The 21,997-nt window shown below is 56.8% G+C and carries 16 protein-coding genes; 12 read left to right on the forward strand and 4 right to left on the reverse strand.

From position 1 onward, the window contains the following. Nucleotides 1-60: 60 nt before the first annotated feature. Nucleotides 61-1,119, reverse strand: coding sequence for a nucleoside hydrolase (locus ACIOTL_RS01905; RefSeq protein WP_400341485.1), 1,059 nt, complete (start codon nucleotides 1,117-1,119; stop codon nucleotides 61-63). A 1,824-nt stretch (nucleotides 1,120-2,943) separates the two neighbouring features. Between ACIOTL_RS01905 and ACIOTL_RS01910 the strand changes: the two genes are divergently transcribed. Both ACIOTL_RS01910 and ACIOTL_RS01915 read left to right on the forward strand, forming a co-directional pair. Next, nucleotides 2,944-4,890, forward strand: coding sequence for an ATP-dependent nuclease (locus ACIOTL_RS01910; RefSeq protein ID WP_400341486.1), 1,947 nt, complete (start codon nucleotides 2,944-2,946; stop codon nucleotides 4,888-4,890). Between the two features lie 10 nt (nucleotides 4,891-4,900). Next, nucleotides 4,901-5,956 carry a DNA cytosine methyltransferase gene (locus ACIOTL_RS01915; RefSeq protein ID WP_400341488.1) on the forward strand — a complete coding sequence of 352 codons (1,056 nt, stop codon included), beginning with the start codon at nucleotides 4,901-4,903 and terminating at the stop codon, nucleotides 5,954-5,956. A gap of 989 nt (nucleotides 5,957-6,945) precedes the next feature. Here the strand turns inward: ACIOTL_RS01915 and ACIOTL_RS01920 are convergent. The 3 genes from ACIOTL_RS01920 to ACIOTL_RS01930 all read right to left on the reverse strand — a co-directional run bounded on the left by ACIOTL_RS01920 (nucleotide 6,946) and on the right by ACIOTL_RS01930 (nucleotide 10,156). After that, nucleotides 6,946-8,217, reverse strand: coding sequence for a DNA cytosine methyltransferase (locus tag ACIOTL_RS01920; RefSeq protein WP_400341490.1), 1,272 nt, complete (start codon nucleotides 8,215-8,217; stop codon nucleotides 6,946-6,948). Between the two features lie 237 nt (nucleotides 8,218-8,454). Continuing rightward, on the reverse strand, nucleotides 8,455-9,387 hold the full coding sequence (locus ACIOTL_RS01925) for a NaeI family type II restriction endonuclease (RefSeq protein WP_400341492.1): 933 nt from the start codon (nucleotides 9,385-9,387) through the stop codon (nucleotides 8,455-8,457). Nucleotides 9,388-9,430: 43 nt separating this feature from the next. After that, entirely contained in the window at nucleotides 9,431-10,156 is a 726-nt protein-coding gene (locus tag ACIOTL_RS01930; protein ID WP_400341494.1) for a FadR/GntR family transcriptional regulator, read from the reverse strand. Nucleotides 10,157-10,329: 173 nt separating this feature from the next. On the opposite strand from ACIOTL_RS01930, the gene eat reads away from it, so the two are divergent. The 10 genes from eat (at nucleotide 10,330) to ACIOTL_RS01980 (ending at nucleotide 21,767) form a co-directional block, all read left to right on the forward strand. Then, nucleotides 10,330-11,766: an ethanolamine permease gene (gene eat, locus ACIOTL_RS01935; protein ID WP_400341496.1), complete on the forward strand. Its 1,437-nt coding sequence runs from the start codon at nucleotides 10,330-10,332 to the stop codon at nucleotides 11,764-11,766. 51 nt (nucleotides 11,767-11,817) lie between these two features. Beyond that, nucleotides 11,818-13,209, forward strand: a complete 1,392-nt coding sequence (locus tag ACIOTL_RS01940; protein ID WP_400341498.1) for a glutamine synthetase family protein — start codon at nucleotides 11,818-11,820, stop codon at nucleotides 13,207-13,209. A 19-nt stretch (nucleotides 13,210-13,228) separates the two neighbouring features. Beyond that, complete coding sequence (locus ACIOTL_RS01945; protein ID WP_286134644.1) at nucleotides 13,229-13,999, forward strand: gamma-glutamyl-gamma-aminobutyrate hydrolase family protein; 771 nt, start codon at nucleotides 13,229-13,231, stop codon at nucleotides 13,997-13,999. Continuing rightward, entirely contained in the window at nucleotides 13,996-15,396 is a 1,401-nt protein-coding gene (locus tag ACIOTL_RS01950; RefSeq protein ID WP_105662119.1) for an aldehyde dehydrogenase, read from the forward strand. Before ACIOTL_RS01945 ends, ACIOTL_RS01950 begins: the two co-directional genes overlap by 4 nt. Before the next feature lie 55 nt (nucleotides 15,397-15,451). Then, a complete protein-coding gene (locus tag ACIOTL_RS01955; RefSeq protein ID WP_073706995.1) occupies nucleotides 15,452-16,252 on the forward strand; it encodes a 3-oxoacyl-ACP reductase in 801 nt (266 codons plus the stop codon). A 647-nt stretch (nucleotides 16,253-16,899) separates the two neighbouring features. Next, nucleotides 16,900-17,301, forward strand: a complete 402-nt coding sequence (locus ACIOTL_RS01960; RefSeq protein ID WP_400341501.1) for a MerR family transcriptional regulator — start codon at nucleotides 16,900-16,902, stop codon at nucleotides 17,299-17,301. Nucleotides 17,302-17,816: 515 nt separating this feature from the next. Further along, nucleotides 17,817-19,151: an NtaA/DmoA family FMN-dependent monooxygenase gene (locus ACIOTL_RS01965; RefSeq protein ID WP_400341503.1), complete on the forward strand. Its 1,335-nt coding sequence runs from the start codon at nucleotides 17,817-17,819 to the stop codon at nucleotides 19,149-19,151. Beyond that, the gene (locus ACIOTL_RS01970; RefSeq protein ID WP_400341505.1) at nucleotides 19,148-19,657 is read left to right on the forward strand and encodes a flavin reductase family protein; all 510 of its coding nucleotides are present in this window, start codon (nucleotides 19,148-19,150) and stop codon (nucleotides 19,655-19,657) included. Before ACIOTL_RS01965 ends, ACIOTL_RS01970 begins: the two co-directional genes overlap by 4 nt. Nucleotides 19,658-19,753: 96 nt before the next feature. Continuing rightward, a complete protein-coding gene (locus ACIOTL_RS01975; RefSeq protein WP_400341507.1) occupies nucleotides 19,754-20,497 on the forward strand; it encodes an NADPH-dependent F420 reductase in 744 nt (247 codons plus the stop codon). Between the two features lie 46 nt (nucleotides 20,498-20,543). Beyond that, entirely contained in the window at nucleotides 20,544-21,767 is a 1,224-nt protein-coding gene (locus ACIOTL_RS01980) for an MFS transporter (protein ID WP_400341509.1), read from the forward strand. Nucleotides 21,768-21,997: the final 230 nt, after the last annotated feature.

Consider the following 21,997-nt stretch of genomic DNA (forward strand, 5'->3'; position numbering starts at 1 on the left):
GCGAATGGCGGGTCTATGTCACCTCGACCCGGTAGACGATTCTAGCCCACCTGCCTGCGCTCAGGAATTCTCGTTGAGTTTCCTTGCTAGCGCACCGAGGCGCTGGACCAGCTCGGCAAACCCTGCTTCGGGGTCATTTGACACGACCACCTGGGCATTCGCCGGCTTGCCCCACAGCCCACGGAAATCGGCCACGGTTGTGCCAAAGAGCAATTGTGATTCTGTCTCAACGTCCACCGTTGCGGGGCGGGTTTCATAATCGAGGGTTCCCGCGGCAACGCCAGCGGCAAAGTAGTCGTGCACGTGGGCGATATAGCCCTGGTCGTAGTGCCTGTGGAATTCGAAGTAGAACCGCAGGGCGTCGGAGAGGTAACGCACCAGCGGATTGGAGGACTTGCTCAGGGTCCCTTCCGGGTCGCTAGCCTGGACGATCTCTGGTTCAGCGCATCCAGCTTCTTCGGAGAGCTTCGTCAGGAAGTCCGGCTGCATTTCGAAGCGTTCCGTGGTGTCCAGCGAACAGACGATCGGCAACTTCGAAGAGTCCAATCCTTGTTCAGCGGCAGCCGTGTAAGCAGCAAAGACCTCCTTTGCCGCATGCGGGTCCACGTGAGTGTTCCACTCAGCGGTAGGCGTGGTGTTGCCTTGGTAGTAGAAGGCGCCGCCCATGATCACTACCTTGCGCAGCATCCAGGGGAGGCGTGGTTCGCGGCGAAGTGCCAGAGCGAAGTTGGTCAGTGGCGCGGTCAGAAGTACAGTCAGTTCGCCCGAGTTGCTCCGTGCAGCGTCGATCCAATAATCGATGGCATCGGCACCCTCCAACACAGAGGATTCCGGGTCTGGGAGCGTTGCATAGCCAACACCTTGTGGCCCGTGGGTTTCCGGCGTCGTCACTAGGGGGACCTCTAGGGGCTCGCGTACGCCCATGAGCACAGGAATGTCCGACTTTCCGCAGAGCGTAAGTAGTGCGCGATTGTTCGCAGCGACCTGCTCGACTTCGACGTTGCCCGGGGTACTTGTAACAGCCTCTATCCAGACATGCTCGAGCGAGCAGAGATGGGCCAGCGCCAAGGCATCATCTATGCCGGTGTCGCAGTCAACTAGAAGACGGACGAGATCCACGAATTACCTCCCAACACACCTCAATATTTCATTGAGCCTCAGAAAAGACGACATTTAGTATTTGACTATGCAACAGGTCCGCGCGCAAGTAAGGACTACGCTGTGTATGTATCCGGCGAGATCTGAACGGTTGGGACTATCGCAATTAGATGATCAGGCTAGCCAAAGATTGGAAGCTTTGAGAGTTCTTCAAAATTAGTGGTGCAATACCTGTCTAACCCGCCAGGCTTCAACAGGGATCTCACTATGAAATTCGCGAGGATTCTGAATCCCAAAGCCGAACCGCCAAGATTCTCCAACCGCCCAATGATCACCTCGTTCGGCTCGATCGACGAACCCACATGACCAAAATACGCCAAAATATCCAAAGCCCGCTTCGTCAACGTTGTCACCAATGCCGTCAACTCGATTGAATCCTGAGGCAAGACCGCTGCCAGCTATGGGTCAATTCCCACAACCGTTCTTTCCCCACCTGTAGCGGGGAGCCTGGCAATCGGCCACCAAGCGCTGCTGCACCTGCCACGTCGCTTCAACTACTTAATGGCTTAGTACAGCAAACCACGCCTCCAGCTAGCATTCCCCGTCGTTGAGCAGTTCGTCACCGATCTGCAGCGTCTTTGGTACCCGAGACAACGGTTCCTTGCTCCGGTCCCGCCGGGTCAGGGTCTCAAATTTGAATCGATGCCAGGCTTTCTCCAACGCAGTCCCTACCAGCTTCACCATGTGGAACGGATCCAGCCCTTCCACCACTAGTAGCAGCTATTCCACCGCCGCGGTCTTGAACCCGGCGGTCCCGTCCGTCGCAACAATCTGCACCCCGGCACGCCAGGCATGCTCCCGGTGTTGCAGACAGGAATTAAAAACCTGCTTCGACCGTCCATGGACCATGCTGTACAGCAGACGTATTTGGAAGCACCTGTGCGCCCATCGGATAGCACTGATGTAACGATCGGGTAGCGCATCAATGCAACCCGAGCAGAGCTGGCCCGAAGCACGAAAAGTCCATTGGATACGATGCGCGGGCAAAGTCCTCCGAACCGGGCTCATGGCTACCACCATGGGCAAGCTGCGGCATTGTCTCGGCTTCTGGTCGGCAATGCGAAGCATTGAGACGAAAGCCGAAGATGAGCAAGTCTCAGCCGGTCAAGCCCAACGCGGTTGGGTCGACAGGCGAAGCTTCCCGCAGACGCTTCCATGCCGTGATACCCGGAATGACTCTGGAGCGGGCTGGGCCGCCCCAAGGACGCGTCTTCTACGCTGGTCGGTTATCGGTTGTATCGGATCTTCGGCGCCCCGTGCAGCTATTGGGCCCGCGAGGTGAAGATTTCCGGGTGCTATCCGAATCGCGCACGCATGCTTCACTTTCGATACACATGCGCTACCAACTGCGTCTGCTGAACACCATGCCCAGCATTCATGCTGGTCCTATCCACTGATGCACCGGGGTTAGGGCAATGATGACGGTGGCGTAACTCTAGTCCTGGAAAACTTTGCATTCTATGACCGCGCGGGTTTCGGTGACGTGCTGTCGTGTGGAGATCAGATCTGGGGATAGTAGGTGGCATTGTTCATCAAGGGGAGCAAACTACAGTGTTCACGCAGGAATTTTCATTCTCGTGATGCCCTCGGCTTTATCCGGACCGTGGCGCACCACCTGCTTTCCGGAATACGTTTAAGCTAATACGGTCTAAAATTTCGAAGGGCAGGTAATATCTCATTGAATCTCCAGACGATACTTGCAAATCATCTATATTGAGCATTAGCTTGTTACAGAAGACAAACAAAGCAAAGTCATCCAGCCTTGAATTTTAGGATTACAGTACATTGAATATTCACGATAAAATTAAAAACGAATTAAAAAAGGGGAACTATGAGCCGTACCTCAGGCATATCAGGTTCCCTCTTTATAAGAATATAACCCCTAACACAAAGATTGAATTCACCCATCCCATTACAGCCATAGTAGGACCCAATGGTGCAAGTAAAACATCAATCCTTCGAGCCATTGAAGCCTGCCCCGATCAGGTTAGTCTTGGAAATTATTGGTTCACAACATCCCTGGACCCAATCTCACCTTCACAACGCTACCGTTACATCCATGGCTATAATGCAGGCAGTAACAGACTAGTCGAATCCGTCAAATCTAGAATATCAAGAACTGGCAATCCTGATATCTGGGAACCCTCCCGCCCATTAACAGGCCCTGATGACCAAATGGAGCGAATGCCGGATATTGGTGATACCGAAGAAGCCGATTTAGATTTTCGCGTGAAAACCAGATGGAAAGCCATCGACAAAAACGTGAAATATATTGACTTCAGAAAAGATATACCTGCCTTTGATTTATTTTACCACTTTAATTACAACGGAAAATATGAGACAACCCTTAAACGTAAGGATTTCCTGCGAACTCGCGCTGAGAAAGTATCCAAAATTTTCGATGAAAACTTAAGCAATTTCATATACTATAAGTTAGAGAGAGTTGTGGAACGGCCCGTCACTTTTTCCGCGGAAGAGGTGGCTGCTATTGAGAAAATACTTCAGAAAAAATATTCTCAAATCGATTCACTTAAGCATTCACTCTATGGGATGGAAGGTCACACCATCCGCCTTCATTCCCCCAATCAGGACTACACGGAAGCTTTTGCTGGTAGTGGAGAGTATGCGGTAGTAATGCTTGTACGGGAGATTATTTCTGCACCCAAAAATTCCTTAATAATCTTAGACGAACCGGAGGTCTCACTCCACCCAGGTGCTCAGCATAAACTTATGGAATTTATCTCGCAACAATGTGTTAAGAATAAGATTCAGTTTGTATTGGCAACGCATTCTAACGAAATAATACGAGATCTCCCGAGTGACGCAATCAAGGTTCTGAGCAATAATCCTGCGACCAACCTTACTGAACTGTTGTCACAGTCCTGCGTGCCCGATGAAGCCTTTAGAGTCTTGGGTTTGGATGTACCAAGTAAGGTAATTTATGTTGAGGATAAACTCGCGCAAGCCATCGTTGAGTTTGCAATTAAATGTATCGGCCCTGGTTACGGTAAAGCAGAGGTCCGACCGCTCGGCGGTGCTGATTCCATTATGGGAAAATTCGTGCCTCTGCTTGCGCGTTCCAATAATAAGAGCCTCGTCATACTTGATGGTGACCAGGAAAAATTTATACTCAATAGTTCAACGGAAGAATACTATGTAGGTCTCGATACAAGCGAAGATTTCGTGCAGCCCGAACACGTTAGCACGAACACTCATGCTTGCACTTCGGACTGCGATATAATGAAGAGCATTGAGTGGGTCAGTACTTGGCCTCGGGAACCGCATGAAATACCAGCTAATCTCAAACGCCTCCCGAGGAAGCTAGATGAGCTAAGCGATAGCAAGGTTGAACTAGAGTTAAGTCGGCTTTCTATTACAAACAGCCTCCTGACATTCAGTGGCGGCGCGCAAGGAAAGCGAGAGTCACTAACAAATGGAAAAGAGATAATACAATGGATACGCTCAAATGTTAAATACCTCCCTTTCCAAACCCCTGAAATTTTTTTGGCTGAGGCCGCATTCAATATTAAGTCATTAAACAGAGAAAATTTTGCGAATAAGTCAAATAAGGATATTTGGGTAAAACGTGCATTAGATATCTTTATTGACCGAACTGCTGAAGATTTGTCTAGTGAAGATATTTTGTCAGCGCAAAGAATGCATATTAGAGATGTTAAGGACACCAAGGAGTTCTTTGACCTCATGGAGACTATAAAAGAATTTCTGTCCTGAAAGTTTATACATGAAAAACCTTGGAAGCATCGACAAATATAAGGTTGTTGACTTTTTCTCCGGATGTGGCGGGACTAGCTCCGGGTTCGAAGCAGCTGGTTTCGAAATTCTTGCTGGAATCGACAATGATCCATCGGCAGCAACAACCTTTCGGCAGAATTTCCCTGATGCTTTATTTTTAGAAAAAGATATAAATGATTTGATGGTTGACGAGGTGAAAGCGATTGTTGGTGTTCCAGAACGGACTCTTTTCGCTGGCTGCGCGCCATGCCAACCTTTCTCCAAACAACAGCAGTATTCGGATTCCTCGGATCCTCGTCGCGGCTTGCTTTTGCATTTTTTGAAGTTCATACAAGGCATCAAACCTGCTTTTGTTTTCGTAGAAAACGTTCCAGGAATACAAAAAGCTGATTTAGACAATGGTCCTTTTGCGTTATTCGTAAGAGGCCTATTGGACAATGGATACAATATTGAATATCGAGTAGTAAAATCCAGTGATTTTGGTGTTCCTCAAACGCGAAAACGGCTCATGTTGATGGCTTCTCTTTATACCGAGATCTCAATCCCTCAACCAACTCACGGCGACTTACTACAGCCTTTAGTTACCGTTCGAGATGCGATTGGTTCTCTGCCTCCAATTGCAGCGGGAGAGCAATGCGAAGATGATCCAGATCATCAATCCGCGAATCTCTCGCAAAAAAACCTCGAAAGAATAAAGGCAACTGCCGAAGGAAAAGGGCGGGAATCGTGGCCTGAGGAATTAATGCTTGAATGCCATCGAACTCACCTGGGACATAGTGATGTGTACGGTCGGCTCGCGTGGGACCGTCTTGCATCCGGGCTGACCACAAAATGCATCAGTTATTCGAATGGTCGTTTTGGCCATCCCGAACAAGACAGGGCTCTCAGCGTCCGTGAAGCAGCTCTATTGCAAACGTTTCCCCCAACCTTTCGATTCTTTGGAGGTATCTCGCACAAAGCAAAACAAGTTGGGAATGCAGTACCACCTTTACTAGCCCAGCGTGTTGGAGAGGCCTTCCTTAAATCTGCTGCGTCGAAAACCTAATTTCAATCCATCGTTTGTTAATTCTGCAGAACCACGGAGGAGTCGAATTCTCACTATTCGCAGGTTCATTCTGTACCAGGTGGTCCAGCATTGGAGGACAGAAATATATGTATCTAAAAAAATTTGAATTTCAAGTAATGGATATGACGATCGACTTTTCTATTCTTTTGCCAAATAGGGGTTGAAGGTACTTCAGTTCCAGCGTGTTGGTACCGTTATTCCACCCTCATGGAACTGTAAGAATGCCATTGACGCACTGCGCTTCCTGCGACAACAAGTAAGCATCGAATGCAGCGCGGCCTATAGAACACCACCCCGGCCACTGCTGCACTACACAAGACATGGAATGTCCATACTGCCTCGTTGAGTCTCCTCAGCGAACTCGATTTGCCTCGCTGACGACATCGCAAGTCGTTTCGCCGAGGTAACCCAGGCGCAATGGTCGCACACCGGATGTCCCCGCGCCCTGTGAAGGCAGGCCCGAAGCGTGTTCCCACGAGCTGCCTTTGCGAGGGGCTGGGCTCAGCCCACGCACCGCAGCAGAGGTAGATTGAGTCTTCACGCCTGGGTATCTGGAAGCACGCCTGCTGAACGACCCGGAAAGCGGCGTGAAGTTGTTGGCCTGATCGGTAGTGGCGTTCATCAGACCGCCGGCAGTACCAGCAACCCGTTATCGGAGTACCCGATCGGAGGAATGGAGCGGTACCCAGTAGCCGGAACAGCCGTACCAACTCGCACTATTCGGCACTTTTGAGCTGATGTTCATTTTTCCAATTTCGCGAATAGGTAATCCGATGAATTTTCTGATCAATCAATGTCATGACTTAGAGTTGACGTAAAGGCAGTACTTTGGCGTGAGAAAAGCGTCTGAGCAGGCTAGGTCAAACACTTCGTCCTCCGATCCGAGCCGTGAACACTCGGCGGTCATGTCAATCAACTGAATATTATCAGCTACGCGCTATTTTCAGTTATTCGATAGCTTATCTACTCTAACTCACCCTGTTGATTGAATTTTCGAAAAATTCGTGCCTAGAATGTTCTTCTTGTCCAATAAAAGCTTTAAATTCTCCAATTTTATATGCCCACTGGTTATCAATCATCACACGCTCTATTTCAAAGTCCTTTTCTAAAATTGTCAACTTTTTCTCGAGATCAGCTATTGGCAATTTAAAATTGGTTTGTTCAATTATTTGATCAGCGGTCATGAACGATAAACTATTTTTCAGCACTTTGTAGACAGGATCCGCGATAAGAGAATTTGCGTTGTTTTTTCTCGCTCCTGTAGTTCTGTTCAAGGCATTTGCTATAGATTCGCCTAAAGCGCGTGCTACGGGTGGCGGGAATGCATTTCCGATCTGTCTATATGTACTCGTCTTCTTACCTGCGAATTTCCACTTATACTCGCGGCTACCCCAGCCTTGGAGTCTAGCCACCATGCTTAAAGTTAGTTTCGGACCGACTTCGAATTCATCGCCAGGTTGCGGAGCCGAATCAGCGATACCCTTACCATTGACTCCAAGTTCTGCCCATGCCTGTTTCGCACGGGTAGGCCCGAGGTCCGCACCGCCATGTTTCTTTGACCCCCCCACAATTGTCGGGCCAATTCCATCAGCGTGCTTGGCCCATCGAGAAGCACCTTCCCAGCCGTTGGCCGACATTAAGTTCTCTAGTGCCTCGCCCACGGTCACACGTCTATCCTTGGGCTCGGGCCAATGAAAGAACTGAAGATCTTCCAGCTCCATTGCGATAAGAACGAATCGTGGCCTAAGCTGAGCAATCCCGTAATCCGAAGAATTGATAAGTCGCCATTCAGCTCGATACCCCAGTTCCTCAAACCTGTCAAGAACGTGCTGCCTGTACCCTGCGAATCGAGGCATACTCAGTCCACGGACATTTTCCAACATTACAGCCCGCGGTCGAATAATCCCCACCTGCTCGACTGCCCAGGCGAACAAGTCGCGTTCATCGCTTGAACCTAGTTGCTTCCCGGCAATGCTGAATGGCGGACAAGGCACGCCGCCTGCGAACAGGTCGATCCGATATGGAAGATTGCTTGACGAATAGTCAGCTGGGTTCCAAACGGACTTATCCGCGACGTCTCCGACCGCTACATTCCAGTTTGGACGGTTGAGTTTGAGCGTCGCTGCTGCTGTTTCATCAAGCTCAATAGCGAGCTCATGGTGAAACCCTGCGCGCTCCAACCCCAAGGACTGGCCACCAGCTCCTGCACATATTTCAATTACGCGCAGTATGCTTTGCATTAGAATTCTCCTCTATCCTGCACTACAACGATAGTTTCGTTGAACAGATAACGTCCGCTCCATGCTACCGGTTGTAGGCTCCACTCGTGGTTGTATTATCATCCACGACTACGACAATATGGCACTCTGTCTAGCGGCGTCGGTCCGTTGTAGCAAAATGTGGAAATCCATGTACGTGTTGAATCACTCACCTTGCCGGTGCAATCTTCCTTGCACTCACTCGTCGGCGATTTAGGATTATTGGTTCCGAATAGTGGGCGCGATTCCAGTTCTTCCGCGTTCGTTCGCACTCATTTTCCAGTGCTCACCTTCGAGTACTACGCTATTGGGAAGTGCAACATCTGCTTTAGCGACTCTAAGGCTTACCATTTCCCCCTCCTGCGGAATCACGCACCCCAGATCCCTGGCGATATTGACCTGTCGCGTGTAATCACCGGACAAGATTATGATTCCTTCGGCTTGCAAGGTGCTTCGTGCTCCACCGTTAGCTCGTACCCGTTTCATGTAGTCACTTTGCTGAGCTACTGTTGCAACGACATTACGTGAAATTCTCTGGTTCATAGCAATCCGGAAGAGTTGATTGACGCGGGCTTGGCCGCTGCGTGGAGCGAAAATTTCCGCCACGTCTTCCTCAGGAATTTGAAGCAAAATATTGGGCGGCATTGGTGCATCCTTTTGGATCCAACGTGTACGTGCCTTGCCCAACGAGTTGAGTGTGCCCTTTTTATCACGGTTCATGCCCACGTTACGATTCTCCACCGACGCCCGAACCAAGCCCACGCTCCACGTAGATTTCTCGTCGCTCGCAACAGATCCCAGAATCAATTGCCCAATACTCTCTGGCGGAAGCATCCAACTCGCAGTGGCCGAATATTTGCAATCGACTTCGTGTCCAGCGATCTGATAATCCATCAAGTTGCCATCAGAGAAATCGAATTCACGTTGAAGGTTAATTTCAATGAGCGTACCGAAGTGTGTTTTTTCAGTCTTATATAGCTGATCCCACCGATAGCGGCCAGTACGCAGGCCATCATACAATTGGTCAAATGTTTCCCGGAAGACTTTTGCCATACGCCTTCCTGTGGGGTCCTTAGCAATTATCCATTCAATGACTTCTTCGAGAGGTGAATCGCCTAGTGAGACATCGTATTCACGTGAAAGTTTTGACATAGTTCTATCGTAACGGGGCAAGTCAAAATAATTCGAGTTATCCCTAATCAAGGAATCCGCGCAACAATGTCGCGGTGCCATCTAGATGTTCTCGCATCAGCTTCTTCGCATTGGCCCCATCTCCGCAAAGGATTGCGTTCAAGATTTCCTCATGCTGGCGACTTGAATGCGCGATATTCGGCTTCAAGAACGGAATCCGATCAAGCAACTCACTGGTTGCGTCTCGTGCTTCGGCAACGGCTTTCGCCAACATACTCGACGTAGACAAATCGGCGATCATGACATGGAGTCGAGCGTCCAGGGGCCGGTAGCTCGTCTCGTCGGCAGAATTGACAGCTTCGTGCGCGAGCATCAAATTATTTCTCTGCGTTGCCGTGAGCGACGCTCTTGCGGCCAATTCAGCCGCAGCAGGTTCAACTACCGATCTGAACGCAAGAACATCTTCAATGCGTGCACGATCGGAATCATCCAACGGATTCTCATGCGAATTCGGATGAGCCGCAACAACTGTTCCACCGTAGCGACCTCGCTGGACCTGCAAGTAGCCTGCACTCTGCAATTCCGCCAACGAGTCGCGCAATGTTGCTCGTGAAACACCCAGGGCCTCGGCAAGTTCCCTCTCCGCAGGCAATTTTTCGCCGGGCGGGAAGACGCCGAGTCTCATGGCTCGCAACAGTTGCCCGAGAGTCTCCTCGAAGACGTTTCCCCGGCGCACTTGCCCAAGGAACCTCATCCCATCCCGGGAATCCAATGGTTTAGTTTCGGCCATGATCTAAGAATGGCACACAATTTGGTCCAAGAAAACACCTTTCATTTTCTCCTCCAGCTCAATTTTCAAACTAACCTATTGACTTTCCTTCGTGACCCCTGCCACAGTTGAGCGCATGCAAAGGACTGATTTCAGTCCATTAGATTCAGGACTCATGGACCGAGGAAGCTCACATGACCAAGAATTCACACATCGACTACGCATCGGTCGACAAAGACTATCTACGACATAGGCAGCTCAAGAAAGGCGCCGCAGGTTGGATCCTGCTTGCCGGCTTGGGAATTGCCTACGTCATTTCCGGTGATTTTTCAGGCTGGAATCTCGGCTTGGCCGCTGGCGGCTGGGGCGGATTGCTCATTGCCTTCGTGCTGATGGGCATCATGTACACCTGCATGGTATTCGGCCTGGCAGAAATGTCATCGACACTGCCCACGGCCGGCGCGGGCTACGGATTCGCCCGCAGGGCCATGGGACCACTGGGCGGTTTCGCCACCGGCATGGCAGTGCTCATCGAGTACGCCGTGGCCCCTGCCGCTATCGCCACCTTCATCGGCGGCTACATCGAGGCCCTCGGCCTGTTCGGAATGACCAATTCGTGGCCCGTCTACCTGGTCACCTACATTGTTTTCATCGGCATCCACATGTGGGGCGTTGGCGAAGCGCTCAAGCTAATGTTCGGCATCACCGCTATCGCCATTGTGGCGCTGGTAGTCACCGTCTTTGGCCTGATACCGCACTTTGAGCCAAGCAACCTCTTCGACATCGTGCCAGACGGTTCGGCCGGTTCCTCAGCCTTCATGCCGTTCGGCATTTCCGGAACCCTTGCCGCGCTGGTCTTCGGCATCTGGTTCTTCCTCGCAGTAGAGGGTGTCCCACTGGCAGCCGAGGAATCGCAAGACCCAAAACGCGATATGCCCAAGGGCATCATTACTGCAGTCATCTTCCTGGTCTTTTCCGGTGCTGCCATGCTCATCCTGGTGCCAGGCGTCGCGGGCGCCGAAGCCATGAGCGTCTCCGGCTCCCCTCTTCCCGAAGCGCTGCGCGAAGCCTACGGGCAGAATTCGGCGCTGGCGAACTTCGTGAATTACGCGGGCCTGGCAGGATTGGTGGCCAGCTTCTTCTCTATCGTCTATGCCTACTCCCGGCAGCTGTTCGCCTTGTCCCGTGCCGGCTACTTGCCCCGGGTCCTCTCCCTGACCGGCTCCCGCCATACACCATGGGTGGCCCTGCTGGTTCCAGGCACCATCGGATTCATCCTGGCAGCAGTCATCCGCAATGGCGACCAGCTGATCAATATCGCGGTCTTCGGAGCCACCGTCTCCTACGTGCTGCTGAATCTGAGCCACATTGTCCTGCGGATCAAGGAACCCGACCTGCCCCGTGGGTATCGCACCCCGGGCGGCATCGTCACCACGTCCATTGCGCTGGTGCTTGCTGTCATTGCCCTCATCGCAACATTCGTCGTGGACATCCTCGCCGCAGGAATCACCGCAGGAGTCTTCGTCCTGGCACTCGCGTACTTCTGGTTCTATAGCCGTCACCGCCTGGTTGCCAGCGCGCCCGAAGAAGAATTCGCCATCCTGGAGTCCGAAGAAAATGCCCTGAAGTAAACCGGACCCAGGCCACAGAACCACACCCCGACAATCGAAGGAACATTCTCCATGCAAGACATCCAAGAACTCGTCAAGGCCGCCAAGAACGAACGCATGCTGAGCGTTGAACAGCTGACCGAGGGCATCCGCACCGGAGTCTATGATTCGGTCATCCTCGCCTTCACCGACATGCAAGGCCGGCTCCAGGGAAAAATCGTCCACGCCCAGTTCTTCCTGGACACCGTGCTCAACCACGGCACCGAAGCCTGCAACTACCTGCTGGCAGTGGATACCGAAATGAACACCGTGGAAGGCTACTCGCTGACCAGCTGGGACACCGGCTACGGCGACATGGAGTTCGTGCTGGATTACGACACCATCCGCCCAGTTCCGTACTTGGAACGCACGGCACTGATCCAGACCGACTTGGCCACCACGGACGGACGTCCGGTTCCAGTGGCCCCGCGGTCCCTGCTCAAGGCACAGCAGGAGAAAGCCGCTGCGCTGGGCTTGCGCGCCATAGCAGGCACGGAACTGGAATTCTTGATCTTCAACGACTCCTACGAAGATGCACAGCAGCGCGGCTACCGAAACCTCACCCCTGCCAACCAGCACAACGTGGACTACTCGATCCTGGGCTCAATGCGCGTCGAGCCGCTGCTGCGCGATATCCGCAACGCCATGTACGAATCGGGCATGATCGTCGAATCGGCCAAGGGCGAGTGCAACTTCGGGCAGCACGAGATCGCTTTCAAATACGACGACGTGGTCACCACTGGCGATAACCACACCTTCTACAAGCTCTCGGCCAAGCACATGGCCTCGCAGCGCGGGCAATCCATCACCTTCATGGCCAAGCCCAACCAGCGCGAAGGTTCCAGCTGCCATATCCATATGTCGCTGCGAAAGCTCGACGGATCCTTGGCCTTCTGGGACGAAGCCCGCGGAGAACGCACGGAGATGTACAACCACTTCATCGCCGGAGTCTTGGCCACCATGCGGGAGTTCACCCTGTTCTACGCCCCGAATATCAACTCCTACAAGCGTTTCGCCAAGGGGTCCTTCGCGCCTACCGCCGTTGCTTGGGGCCTGGACAACCGCAGCTGCGCGGTCCGGCTGGTGGGCAAGGGATACGGCGCACGCATGGAGAACCGCTTGCCCGGAGCGGACGCCAACCCGTACCTGGCCATGGCCGCCATGCTGGCGGCCGGTCTCTACGGCATGGAGAAGAAGCTGGAACTGCCCGAGATGGTGACCGGAAGCGCCTACGACTCCGGATCCCAGCATGTGCCCCAAACCATGGCCGAGGCCCGAGAGCTCTTCGCGAACTCGGAAATCGCTTTGGAAATCTTCGGCAAGGAAGTAGTGGAGCACTACACCCGCTACGCGGACGTGGAAATCGAGCAGTTCAACGCGGCGGTCACCGACTGGGAAGTCTCCCGCGGTTTCGAACGCCACTGATCACGAAGGACAACTACAAGTGAACTATCCATCGGACCCGGCAGCGCAGCGCAGGCCGCGCATCGGGCTGACCACCTACTGGCAGGAAGCCAAATGGGGTGTCTGGGAAAGTACCGCGGCCATTGTCCCGGGCAAGTACATCAAGTCAGTAGTTGCAGCCGGTGGTACGCCAATGCTTCTTCCACCGGTTGCCACTGACATCTCTGTCTTGGACGTCCTGGATGGGCTGATAGTCATCGGCGGCGTGGATGTGGATCCTGCCAACTACGGCCAGCAACCGCACCCGCGCACGGCGGCACAGCCGGAGCGGGACCTGCACGACATGGCTTTGGCCGCCGCCGCGCTGGAGCGGGCCGTTCCGCTGTTCGCCATCTGCCGTGGCGCCCAGGTGCTCAACGTGCAGCAGGGCGGAACCCTGAACCAGCACCTGCCCGATGTCCTTCCGGATGCTGCCGAAAAGTACCAGCCAGCTCCCGGGGTCTTCGGCACAGTGGATTTCACCACCGCGCAGGGTTCTCTGGCGGAGCAGATCCTGGGCAACCAGGCCAGTGCTCCGTGCTACCACCACCAGTCCCTGCAGGAGGTAGCCAAAGGCCTTGAGGTCACCGCCCGCGCCAGCGACGGGACGGTGGAAATCGTTGAAATGCCGCAGGCCCGAGGCTGGGTTCTGGGCACGCAATTCCACCCGGAAGAGAACTTGGAAGATATCCGGCTCATGCAGGCTTTCGTCCAGGCTGCGCATGACTACGCCACCAGCAAATCTATTTCGACACCACAGGAAGCGCTATGAGCACTGATACCGCAGTGAAAGACACTTTTACCGTGATCAACCCGGCGACTGGGCAAGCAGTCCAGGACGTCGCGCTGGCTGATACCGCGCAGGCGGATGCCGCAATTGCCCGGGCCTCCGAGGCTTTTCCCGCCTGGAGCCAGGTCGCTCCTGCTGAGCGCGCCGCGCTGCTGCGCAGATTCGCGGCCGCAGTAGACCGCGATCTGGAGAATCTGGCCCAGCTGGAAGTGCTTAATGCCGGGCACACCATCGGCAACGCACGCTGGGAGGCCGGAAACGTCAGGGATGTGCTGAACTACTACGCAGCCGCCCCGGAACGGAACTTCGGCAAGCAGATTCCCGTAGCAGGCGGAGTGAACGTGACCTTCCACGAACCGTTGGGTGTCGTCGGGATCATCGTGCCATGGAATTTCCCCATGCCGATTGCGGGGTGGGGGTTCGCCCCGGCACTGGCCGCGGGCAATACTGTCGTGCTCAAGCCAGCGGAGCTGACCCCTCTGACCGCCATCCGCCTGGGCGAGTTGGCGCGCGAGGCCGGCATCCCCGAGGGTGTCTTCACCGTCATCCCGGGCAAGGGCTCGGTAGTCGGCGAGCGCTTTGTCACCCATCCCGACGTCCGCAAGGTGGTTTTCACCGGTTCCACCCAAGTGGGCCAGGGCATCATGCGCGGATGCGCGGACCAGCTGAAGCGTGTCACCCTGGAGCTGGGCGGCAAGAGCGCCAATATCATCTTCGCCGATGCCGACCTCGACAAGGCAGCCGCCCAGGCACCGGGCGGTGTCTTCGACAATGCCGGACAGGACTGCTGCGCGAGGTCCCGGATCCTGGTGCAGCGCAGCGTTCTGGATTCGTTCATGGAGCGATTCACCCAGGCTGTCGCGGCGGTTACCGTCGGGGATCCGAGCGACGAAGCTACGGTGATGGGCCCTTTGGTCTCCGCCAAGCAATTGCAGACGGTGTCTTCCTTCCTGCTCGATGAGCAAGGCAATCCCCGCAATGATATCGCCTACCAGGGAAAGATCCCCCAGGGCGAGGGCTTCTGGTTCCCGCCTACGGTCGTGGTTCCCGAAGATCCGCAGGACCGGATCCTGCGCGAAGAGATCTTCGGCCCGATCGTCGCGGTGATCCCATTCGAGGATGAGGCCGATGCCATCCGCATTGCCAATGACTCGGAGTACGGGCTCTCCGGATCCATCTGGACCCGGGATGTGGGCCGTGCCCTGCGCGTGGCCCGCGCGGTCGAGGCCGGGAACCTGTCGGTGAACTCCCATTCCTCGGTGCGCTATTCCACTCCTTTCGGCGGCTACAAGAAATCCGGACTCGGCCGCGAGCTGGGACCAGATGCTCTCGAAGCCTTCAGCGAGGTCAAGAACGTCTTCATTGACACCGAAAGCTGATTTACCGCAAAGCCTCAAACAACTAAAACAAATCACTAGCAAGGAGAACCATCAAATGAGCGAAACTGCCCCATACAACGGCTTGGTCACCAATCGGCTTGCCGGACGAGTCGCCACTATTACCGGCGGAGCCTCCGGCATCGGCCTGGCCACGGCCAAGCGCTTGGCCCATGAAGGCGCCAAGGTGGTCATTGGCGATATCTGCGCCGAGGAAATCGGCCAGAAAGCCGCCGAAGAAGTCGGCGGGCTTTTCGTCCGCACCGATGTCACCAATGAGGAAGACGTCAAGAACCTGTTCGCCACAGCCAAGTCGACCTACGGTTCGGTGGATATCGCATTCAACAACGCGGGGATTTCCCCGGCAGACGACGCTTCCATCCTGGATACCGGCATCGACGCCTGGCGCAAGGTCCAGGAGGTCAACCTGACCAGCGTGTACTACTGCTGCAAGCACGTGCTGCCTTATATGCAGGAACAGGGCCGGGGCTCCATCATCAACACCGCGTCCTTCGTCGCTGTCATGGGTGCGGCAACCAGCCAGATCAGCTACTCGGCTTCCAAGGGCGGGGTGCTGTCCATGAGCCGCGAACTCGGTGTCGAGTTCGCCCGGCAGGGCATCCGGGTCAATGCGCTTTGCCCCGGCCCGGTGAACACCCCGTTGCTCAAAGAGCTCTTCGCCAAGGACCCGGAGCGCGCCGCGCGCCGCTTGGTGCATGTGCCGCTTGGTCGGTTCGCGGAACCGGATGAGCTGGCGGCCTCGGTAGCCTTCCTTGCCTCCGACGATTCTTCCTTCATCACCGCGAGCCAGTTCCTGGTGGACGGCGGCATCGCTGGAGCCTACGTCACCCCGCTGTAAATAGCGAAACGCTCCCCAGAAACTGGCAACTGATAGTCCAGATCTGGGGAGCACTCGTGCCTACTATTTCTTTGCCAACGCCCTTCTGCCAGCTCGATTTGCTCCAGCATCCCCAATTAATCGGCGGGCAACGGCCCGAGGGCTGCCGGATGAAACGTCCCAGTCAGTGAGGCTCATCCCGGTCTTCTCCTAGGCCGAGAACTTGGCCCCCGAATTCGGATTGGGCTTCAGCGTAGCGTCCGCCAAAGAGCTGGTTCGCAGTTCAAAATGACCGGAACCCGGAGCTGCCAGCCAAGGTCCGTTGCCGGCAGGCTTCGCCCGCAGGAATGCACGCTCGGGTTTGTTTCCAGCCAGCGACATGGCAATCGCAAGCTCCAACCAAGCGGCTTCAACTCTCGCAACACATAGCAGCAGGACTCCCCTCCGGTTGCAGGCAACACACGGTAACTGCACACGACTGCTGGATCGCATAGCGGCCTCCAGTCTGCACAATGCACCTAGCCGGGGAAGCCAGCTCGAGACAAACCGGCCCGCGCCGATCTTGATGAAATTTCTTTCCTTCCAGCCGATAGCCAACACCAAACTCAACCTTTACACTGGTGTGATACTTAGATCAGGCTTCCGCCGCCACTAACAAAGGATGCTTCTTGCGCATTGGAGAACTGGAACAGAAATCCGGGGTGCCAGCCCGAATGCTGCGCTACTACGAGGAGCAAGGCTTGGTGACACCACGCCGCCTGAGCAACGGCTACCGGGAATATGACGAATACCTGGTGGACCGGGTTGGGAAGATCCGCGGACTCCTCGACGCTGGCATCCCGACGCGGATCATCAGCCTCATCCTGCCTTGCCTGAACCAGCCGCAAACGGTCGTCGTCGACGATCCGGATCCGGGACTTCTGGTGGTCCTGCAGCGCGAACGGGACCGGATGACCGAAAAGATCGATGTCCTGTCCCAGAACCGGGAGGCGATCACCCGCTATATCCAGGCGCTGGAGGCCGCATCCAGCGCCCAGGAAGGCGCCACCTCGGACCGAAAAGCGTCGTAGCAGGGCTCCCGATTTGACCTTGACATTGGTGAGAGGGTTGCACAATGGGTAGGTGATTTCCTCCTACCCACCTTCGACCGCCGGCGGTAGCCGTTTTCGAGCAGCCTCTGCACGGGCTTCCGTCGCGCCCGCGCAGTCATGGGGCGCGCTTCCGCACCCGAACGAGTCGACTCTCCGGTCCCATATAACTGATGACGCCGGTAGCGACGGCGTCCGCCGCGTTGCGCCCGGACCCCGCGTTGAACGCAGCGCCCTTTGGCCGGGCGGAAGCCCGCGCCATGGCTATTGCTTGTACTGCCTTGCGCTGCGCAAGAAGCCCCACGGCTCATCCGCGCGATCCTCGATGCGACGAGCATTCTCGCCCCGACTTTCCCCAGGAGAACCCTCTTTGTGGGCAAGACCACGACTCACTACTGCATCCGGCCGCAGAACCTGTCGTTCGCGGTCGCAGCAACCCCGGTATTTACACCCATTAACTGCCCAAGGCCCGCATGAGGGCCAGAAATGGAACACCCATGTCAACTTCCCAAATGATTCTCGGTATGCAGCTGGGCAACGGGTTCGGAACCCATGGCGCGGCCTGGCGCGGCACCGGCGTGGACCCGGCCAACTACGCCGATTTCGACGCACACGTGCGCTACGCCCAGGCGGCCGAACGCGGCAAGTTCGCGTTCCTGTTCCTGCCCGACTTCCTGGCCTATAAGGCAGATGGGATGCAGGAGGCGCCAATGCTGACCCTTGAACCGGTGCTGACCCTGGCCGCCATCGCCCGCGCGACCGAGCGCATCGGCCTGGTGGCCACCGGATCCACGACCTTCAACGAGCCCTACAACCTCGCCCGCCAGTTCAAGGCCCTGGACGTGATGAGCCACGGCCGCGCCGGATGGAACGCCGTGACCACCAGCGACCCTGCCTCTGCCGCGAACTTCGGGCAGGAAATAGCACCCCGGCCGCAACGCTACCAGCGGGCGCACGAGAGCATCCAGATCACCCAGGCGCTCTGGGGCAGCTGGCAGCAGGATGCCTGGATCAAGGACAAAGCGAACGCCCAGTTCATCGATCCAGCGAAGATCAATGCCGTCAACCTGCAAGGTGAATATGTCGCCTCCCGCGGGCCGCTGCCCATCCCGCCCTCGGAGCAGGGGCAATCGGTGATCTTCTCGGCCGGCGGAGGTGCAAACGGCCTGGAGATTGCCGGCCGGTACGCCAGCGCCGTCATCGGCGCCGTGTTCACCATCGAGGAAGCGTGCGCCCAGCGTGAAGCCGTCCGGGAGGCGGCGCGCAAGGCCGGACGCAACCCCGACGAGGTGAAGTTCATCGCCGGAGTCATGCCGGCCATCGGCGCCACCAAACGAGCCGCCGTGGATCGCCGAGTTGCCTTGGGCGATCGAGCCGCCGTGGCTCTGGTTCCTTATCTGGGCTCCATGCTGGGGCTGGCTCTCGATGAGAGCCAGCTCGACGAGCCGCTGCGGAGCGCCCAATTGGAGCGTGCCCAGCCCAGCCCCTTCGACCCACGTGCCCCACGTGCTCTCGAGGTGGCACGTGAAGGGTGGACACTGCGTGAGGTTTTGGCCCACGGAGTTATCGATTACCACCCCACTCCTGTTGGTCCAGCGTCGGTCACTGCGGATCACATGCAGCAGTGGTTCGAGGCGGGCGCCTGCGACGGCTTCTGGGTATCCATAGATGTCTACGAGGACGGAATCGATACCTTCGTCGACGAGGTTATCCCGCTGCTCCAGCAGCGCGGCCTGTACCACGAGGACTACGAAGGCAGTACGCTGCGCGAGCACCTCGGCGCCCCGGCCCAGTACGGCCTGGATACCCGACTGGCGAACCCTGCGCAATGAGTGCCACCGAGGGCAACCACATCCACGAAATTGACCAGGATATATTCCGCAGTACCGTCGGCAGCTTTGCCTCTGGCATCACGGTCATCACCGGCCACGATAGCCACGGGCCCGTCGGGTTCACCTGCCAATCGTTCTACAGCGTCTCCATCGATCCGCCGCTGGTGTCCTTCAGCGTGATGAAAACCTCCGCCAGCTATCCGCGGATCCGCGACACCGGAAGCTTCGCGGTCAACGTGCTCTCGAGCGGGCAGGGGGCAGTCGCCAATCAGTTCGCTCGAAAAGGCGGAGACAAATGGGATGGCATCCAATGGAGCACCGCGGTACGGGGAAGCCCGATCCTCGATGGCACCCTGGCGTGGCTGGACTGCACCATCTTCGCCGAGCACGATGCCGGGGACCACTGCATTGTGCTCGGGCGTGTGACAGAGGTGGGAACCTCACCTAGCGGCCACACTGAACCGTTGCTGTACTTCCAAGGCAAATTCCGCGAACTTCGCTGGTAGCACCACGTTTTGGTCACATTCGCAGACTCGGGACTTGACCTTCACATCAATGGCAAGGTTGAGAATTGAGAAGCACAGATCCCGCAAAGGAGAATTATGGAAATCGGAATCATCGGCGCCGGCTCGATCGGCTCGACCATCGCCCGGCGGCTCAGCCGCCACGGACACAGCGTCACCATCGCGAATTCCCGCGGCCCGCAGACCATCCCCGCCGCGGCCTTGAGCGCCGGTGCGCGAGCGGTCAACGCCGACGAAGTTGCCAACGGCGTTGATGTCCTGATCCTTTCGGTTCCGATGAACCGCAACAAGGACATCGCCGCCTACGTCCGGCGCGCCCCCGGATCCGCGGTGGTCATCGACACCTCCAACTACTACCCGTTCCGTGACGGCATAATCCCCGCCTTTGAAGCCGGGCAACCTGAGAGCGTCTGGTCATCCCAGTTGTTCGGCCGCCCCGTTGCCAAAGCCTGGAATGCCATCACCTCCCAGTCCTTCAATACGAAAGCCACCGAGGCGGGCCATACGGACCGGGCGGCCATTCCGGTGGCGGCCGACCGTGAGGACCACCGGAGCCTCGCGATGTCCCTGGTCGAAGAAACCGGCTTCGATGCCGTCGATGCCGGGGTCCTCGCCGAGTCCTGGCGCCAGCAACCCGGCGCACCGGTCTACTGCACGGATCGTACGCGCGAGGCGATGCCCGCCTTCCTGGCAGCCGCGGACAAGGAGCGCGTGCCGCAGCGCCGGGATCTGGCCATGGAGGCCATCGGCGGCTACATCGCCGCCGGAGGCACCCCGGATGGCAAGTTCCTCGTCGCGATCAACCGCGCCTGCTACAGCTGACGCGGCAGACGCCACACTTCACCCTACAAACCAGGAAGAATAACGAGTGACTCCTCACGAATCGACAGCAATACAGGAAGTCGGCGGCCGATCATCCTCCGGCAATCCAGCCCCGGCGCAGAGCGCATCATGGGCGGCGGTAGCCTCGCTGGGCGTGGGCGTCTTCGCCCTCGTGATGGCCGAATTCCTGCCGACAAGCCTGCTCTCCCGGGTTGCCGCGGATCTGTCGGTGACAGAGGGCCTGGCCGGCCAGTCCGTCGCCATCACCGCCATCGTCGCAGCGGTTTCCGGCCTGCTCATTCCCGTCCTGATCCCGCAAATGGACCGTCGGCGCCTGATGATCATCCTCTCGGCCCTTGCAGTGGTTTCCAACCTGCTGGTGGCGTTCGCCCCGGCTTACCCGGTCCTGCTCGCGGCCCGCGTCCTGCTGGGCATCGCGATTGGCGGCTTCTGGTCGCTGGCGATCTCGATCACCGCGAGGCTGGTTCCGCCCGCGAAGCTCGGACTGGGCTTGACGGTCGTGAACCTCGGCGTCTCGCTGGCCACCGTTGCCGCCGTCCCGCTGGGCACGCTGCTCGGCGAGGTGTGGGGCTGGCGCGCGGTATTCGTGCTGGCCGCCGGCGTGAGCATCCTCGCGGTCATCATCCAGGCAGTCACCCTACCATCGGTCCTGGCCGGCCCTTCGGGAGGCTTCCGAGCACTGGGGCAGACCCTGCGTTCCCGGCTGATTGCCATCTGCCTGTTCACCCTGGCCCTGATGGGTGCCGGGCACTTCGCTGGCTTCACCTACATCCGCCCTGCAGCCACCGGGTTGGGCGGACTGGATCCGGAGCAACTCGCGGCCCTGCTGCTGGTGTACGGTCTGGGAATCGTGGGCGGCAACGTGGTCGCCGGGCCGCTGGCTGACCGCATGCTGCGCGGCGCTTCGCTGATCTTCCCGCTGCTGCTCGGTCTAGCAATGATCGGCTTCGCCCAGCTCGGCAGCAGCACCGGTCTGCTCTTCGTCGCCGCCGCACTCTGGGGAGCCGGTTTCGGCGCTCTGCCTACCATCTTCTCGGCCTGGCTAGCACGAGCCGAACCGGACCGCCTCGAGAGCATCGGTGGGCTCCAAACAGGGGTGTTCCAGGTGGCGGTCGCCCTCGGTGCATTCCTGGGCGGGCTCCTGGTTGATGGTGCGGGCGTGCAAACCGCTCTGGTTTTTGGCGGTCTCACCGCCATGCTCGGCGCCGTGATCCTGGTGCTGGTCAAACCCCGGCCACTGGCAGGTTGATCCCAGAATCATAAACGCGGAATGCGGTAGGAGTGCTGGGTTACCCTCCTGCCGCATTCTGCGCAGCCCTCCGATATTCCGGCCCATCGGCGCACAATCCTGCCAGTTCAAGAAGTTATTGTCCAGCGCGGGGTCGTCGGTGGGCCTGCCTAGGCCGGCCACTAATTCGCACCGTTCACCTCGGGCGTTCAATCAGGTGCATCACCAACGGATGGCTCTTAGTGGAGCAT

This window comes from Glutamicibacter sp. NPDC087673, from assembly GCF_044743255.1.
Lineage (GTDB): Bacteria > Actinomycetota > Actinomycetes > Actinomycetales > Micrococcaceae > Glutamicibacter.

Coding starts and splice junctions, on each gene's coding strand:
- ACIOTL_RS01915 (WP_400341488.1), top strand. CDS start 4,901: ATGAAAAACCTTGGAAGCATCGACAAATATAAGGTTGTTGACTTTTTC.
- ACIOTL_RS01920 (WP_400341490.1), bottom strand. CDS start 8,217: ATGCAAAGCATACTGCGCGTAATTGAAATATGTGCAGGAGCTGGTGGC.
- ACIOTL_RS01925 (WP_400341492.1), bottom strand. CDS start 9,387: ATGTCAAAACTTTCACGTGAATACGATGTCTCACTAGGCGATTCACCT.
- ACIOTL_RS01930 (WP_400341494.1), bottom strand. CDS start 10,156: ATGGCCGAAACTAAACCATTGGATTCCCGGGATGGGATGAGGTTCCTT.
- eat (WP_400341496.1), top strand. CDS start 10,330: ATGACCAAGAATTCACACATCGACTACGCATCGGTCGACAAAGACTAT.
- ACIOTL_RS01940 (WP_400341498.1), top strand. CDS start 11,818: ATGCAAGACATCCAAGAACTCGTCAAGGCCGCCAAGAACGAACGCATG.
- ACIOTL_RS01950 (WP_105662119.1), top strand. CDS start 13,996: ATGAGCACTGATACCGCAGTGAAAGACACTTTTACCGTGATCAACCCG.
- ACIOTL_RS01955 (WP_073706995.1), top strand. CDS start 15,452: ATGAGCGAAACTGCCCCATACAACGGCTTGGTCACCAATCGGCTTGCC.
- ACIOTL_RS01965 (WP_400341503.1), top strand. CDS start 17,817: ATGTCAACTTCCCAAATGATTCTCGGTATGCAGCTGGGCAACGGGTTC.
- ACIOTL_RS01970 (WP_400341505.1), top strand. CDS start 19,148: ATGAGTGCCACCGAGGGCAACCACATCCACGAAATTGACCAGGATATA.
- ACIOTL_RS01975 (WP_400341507.1), top strand. CDS start 19,754: ATGGAAATCGGAATCATCGGCGCCGGCTCGATCGGCTCGACCATCGCC.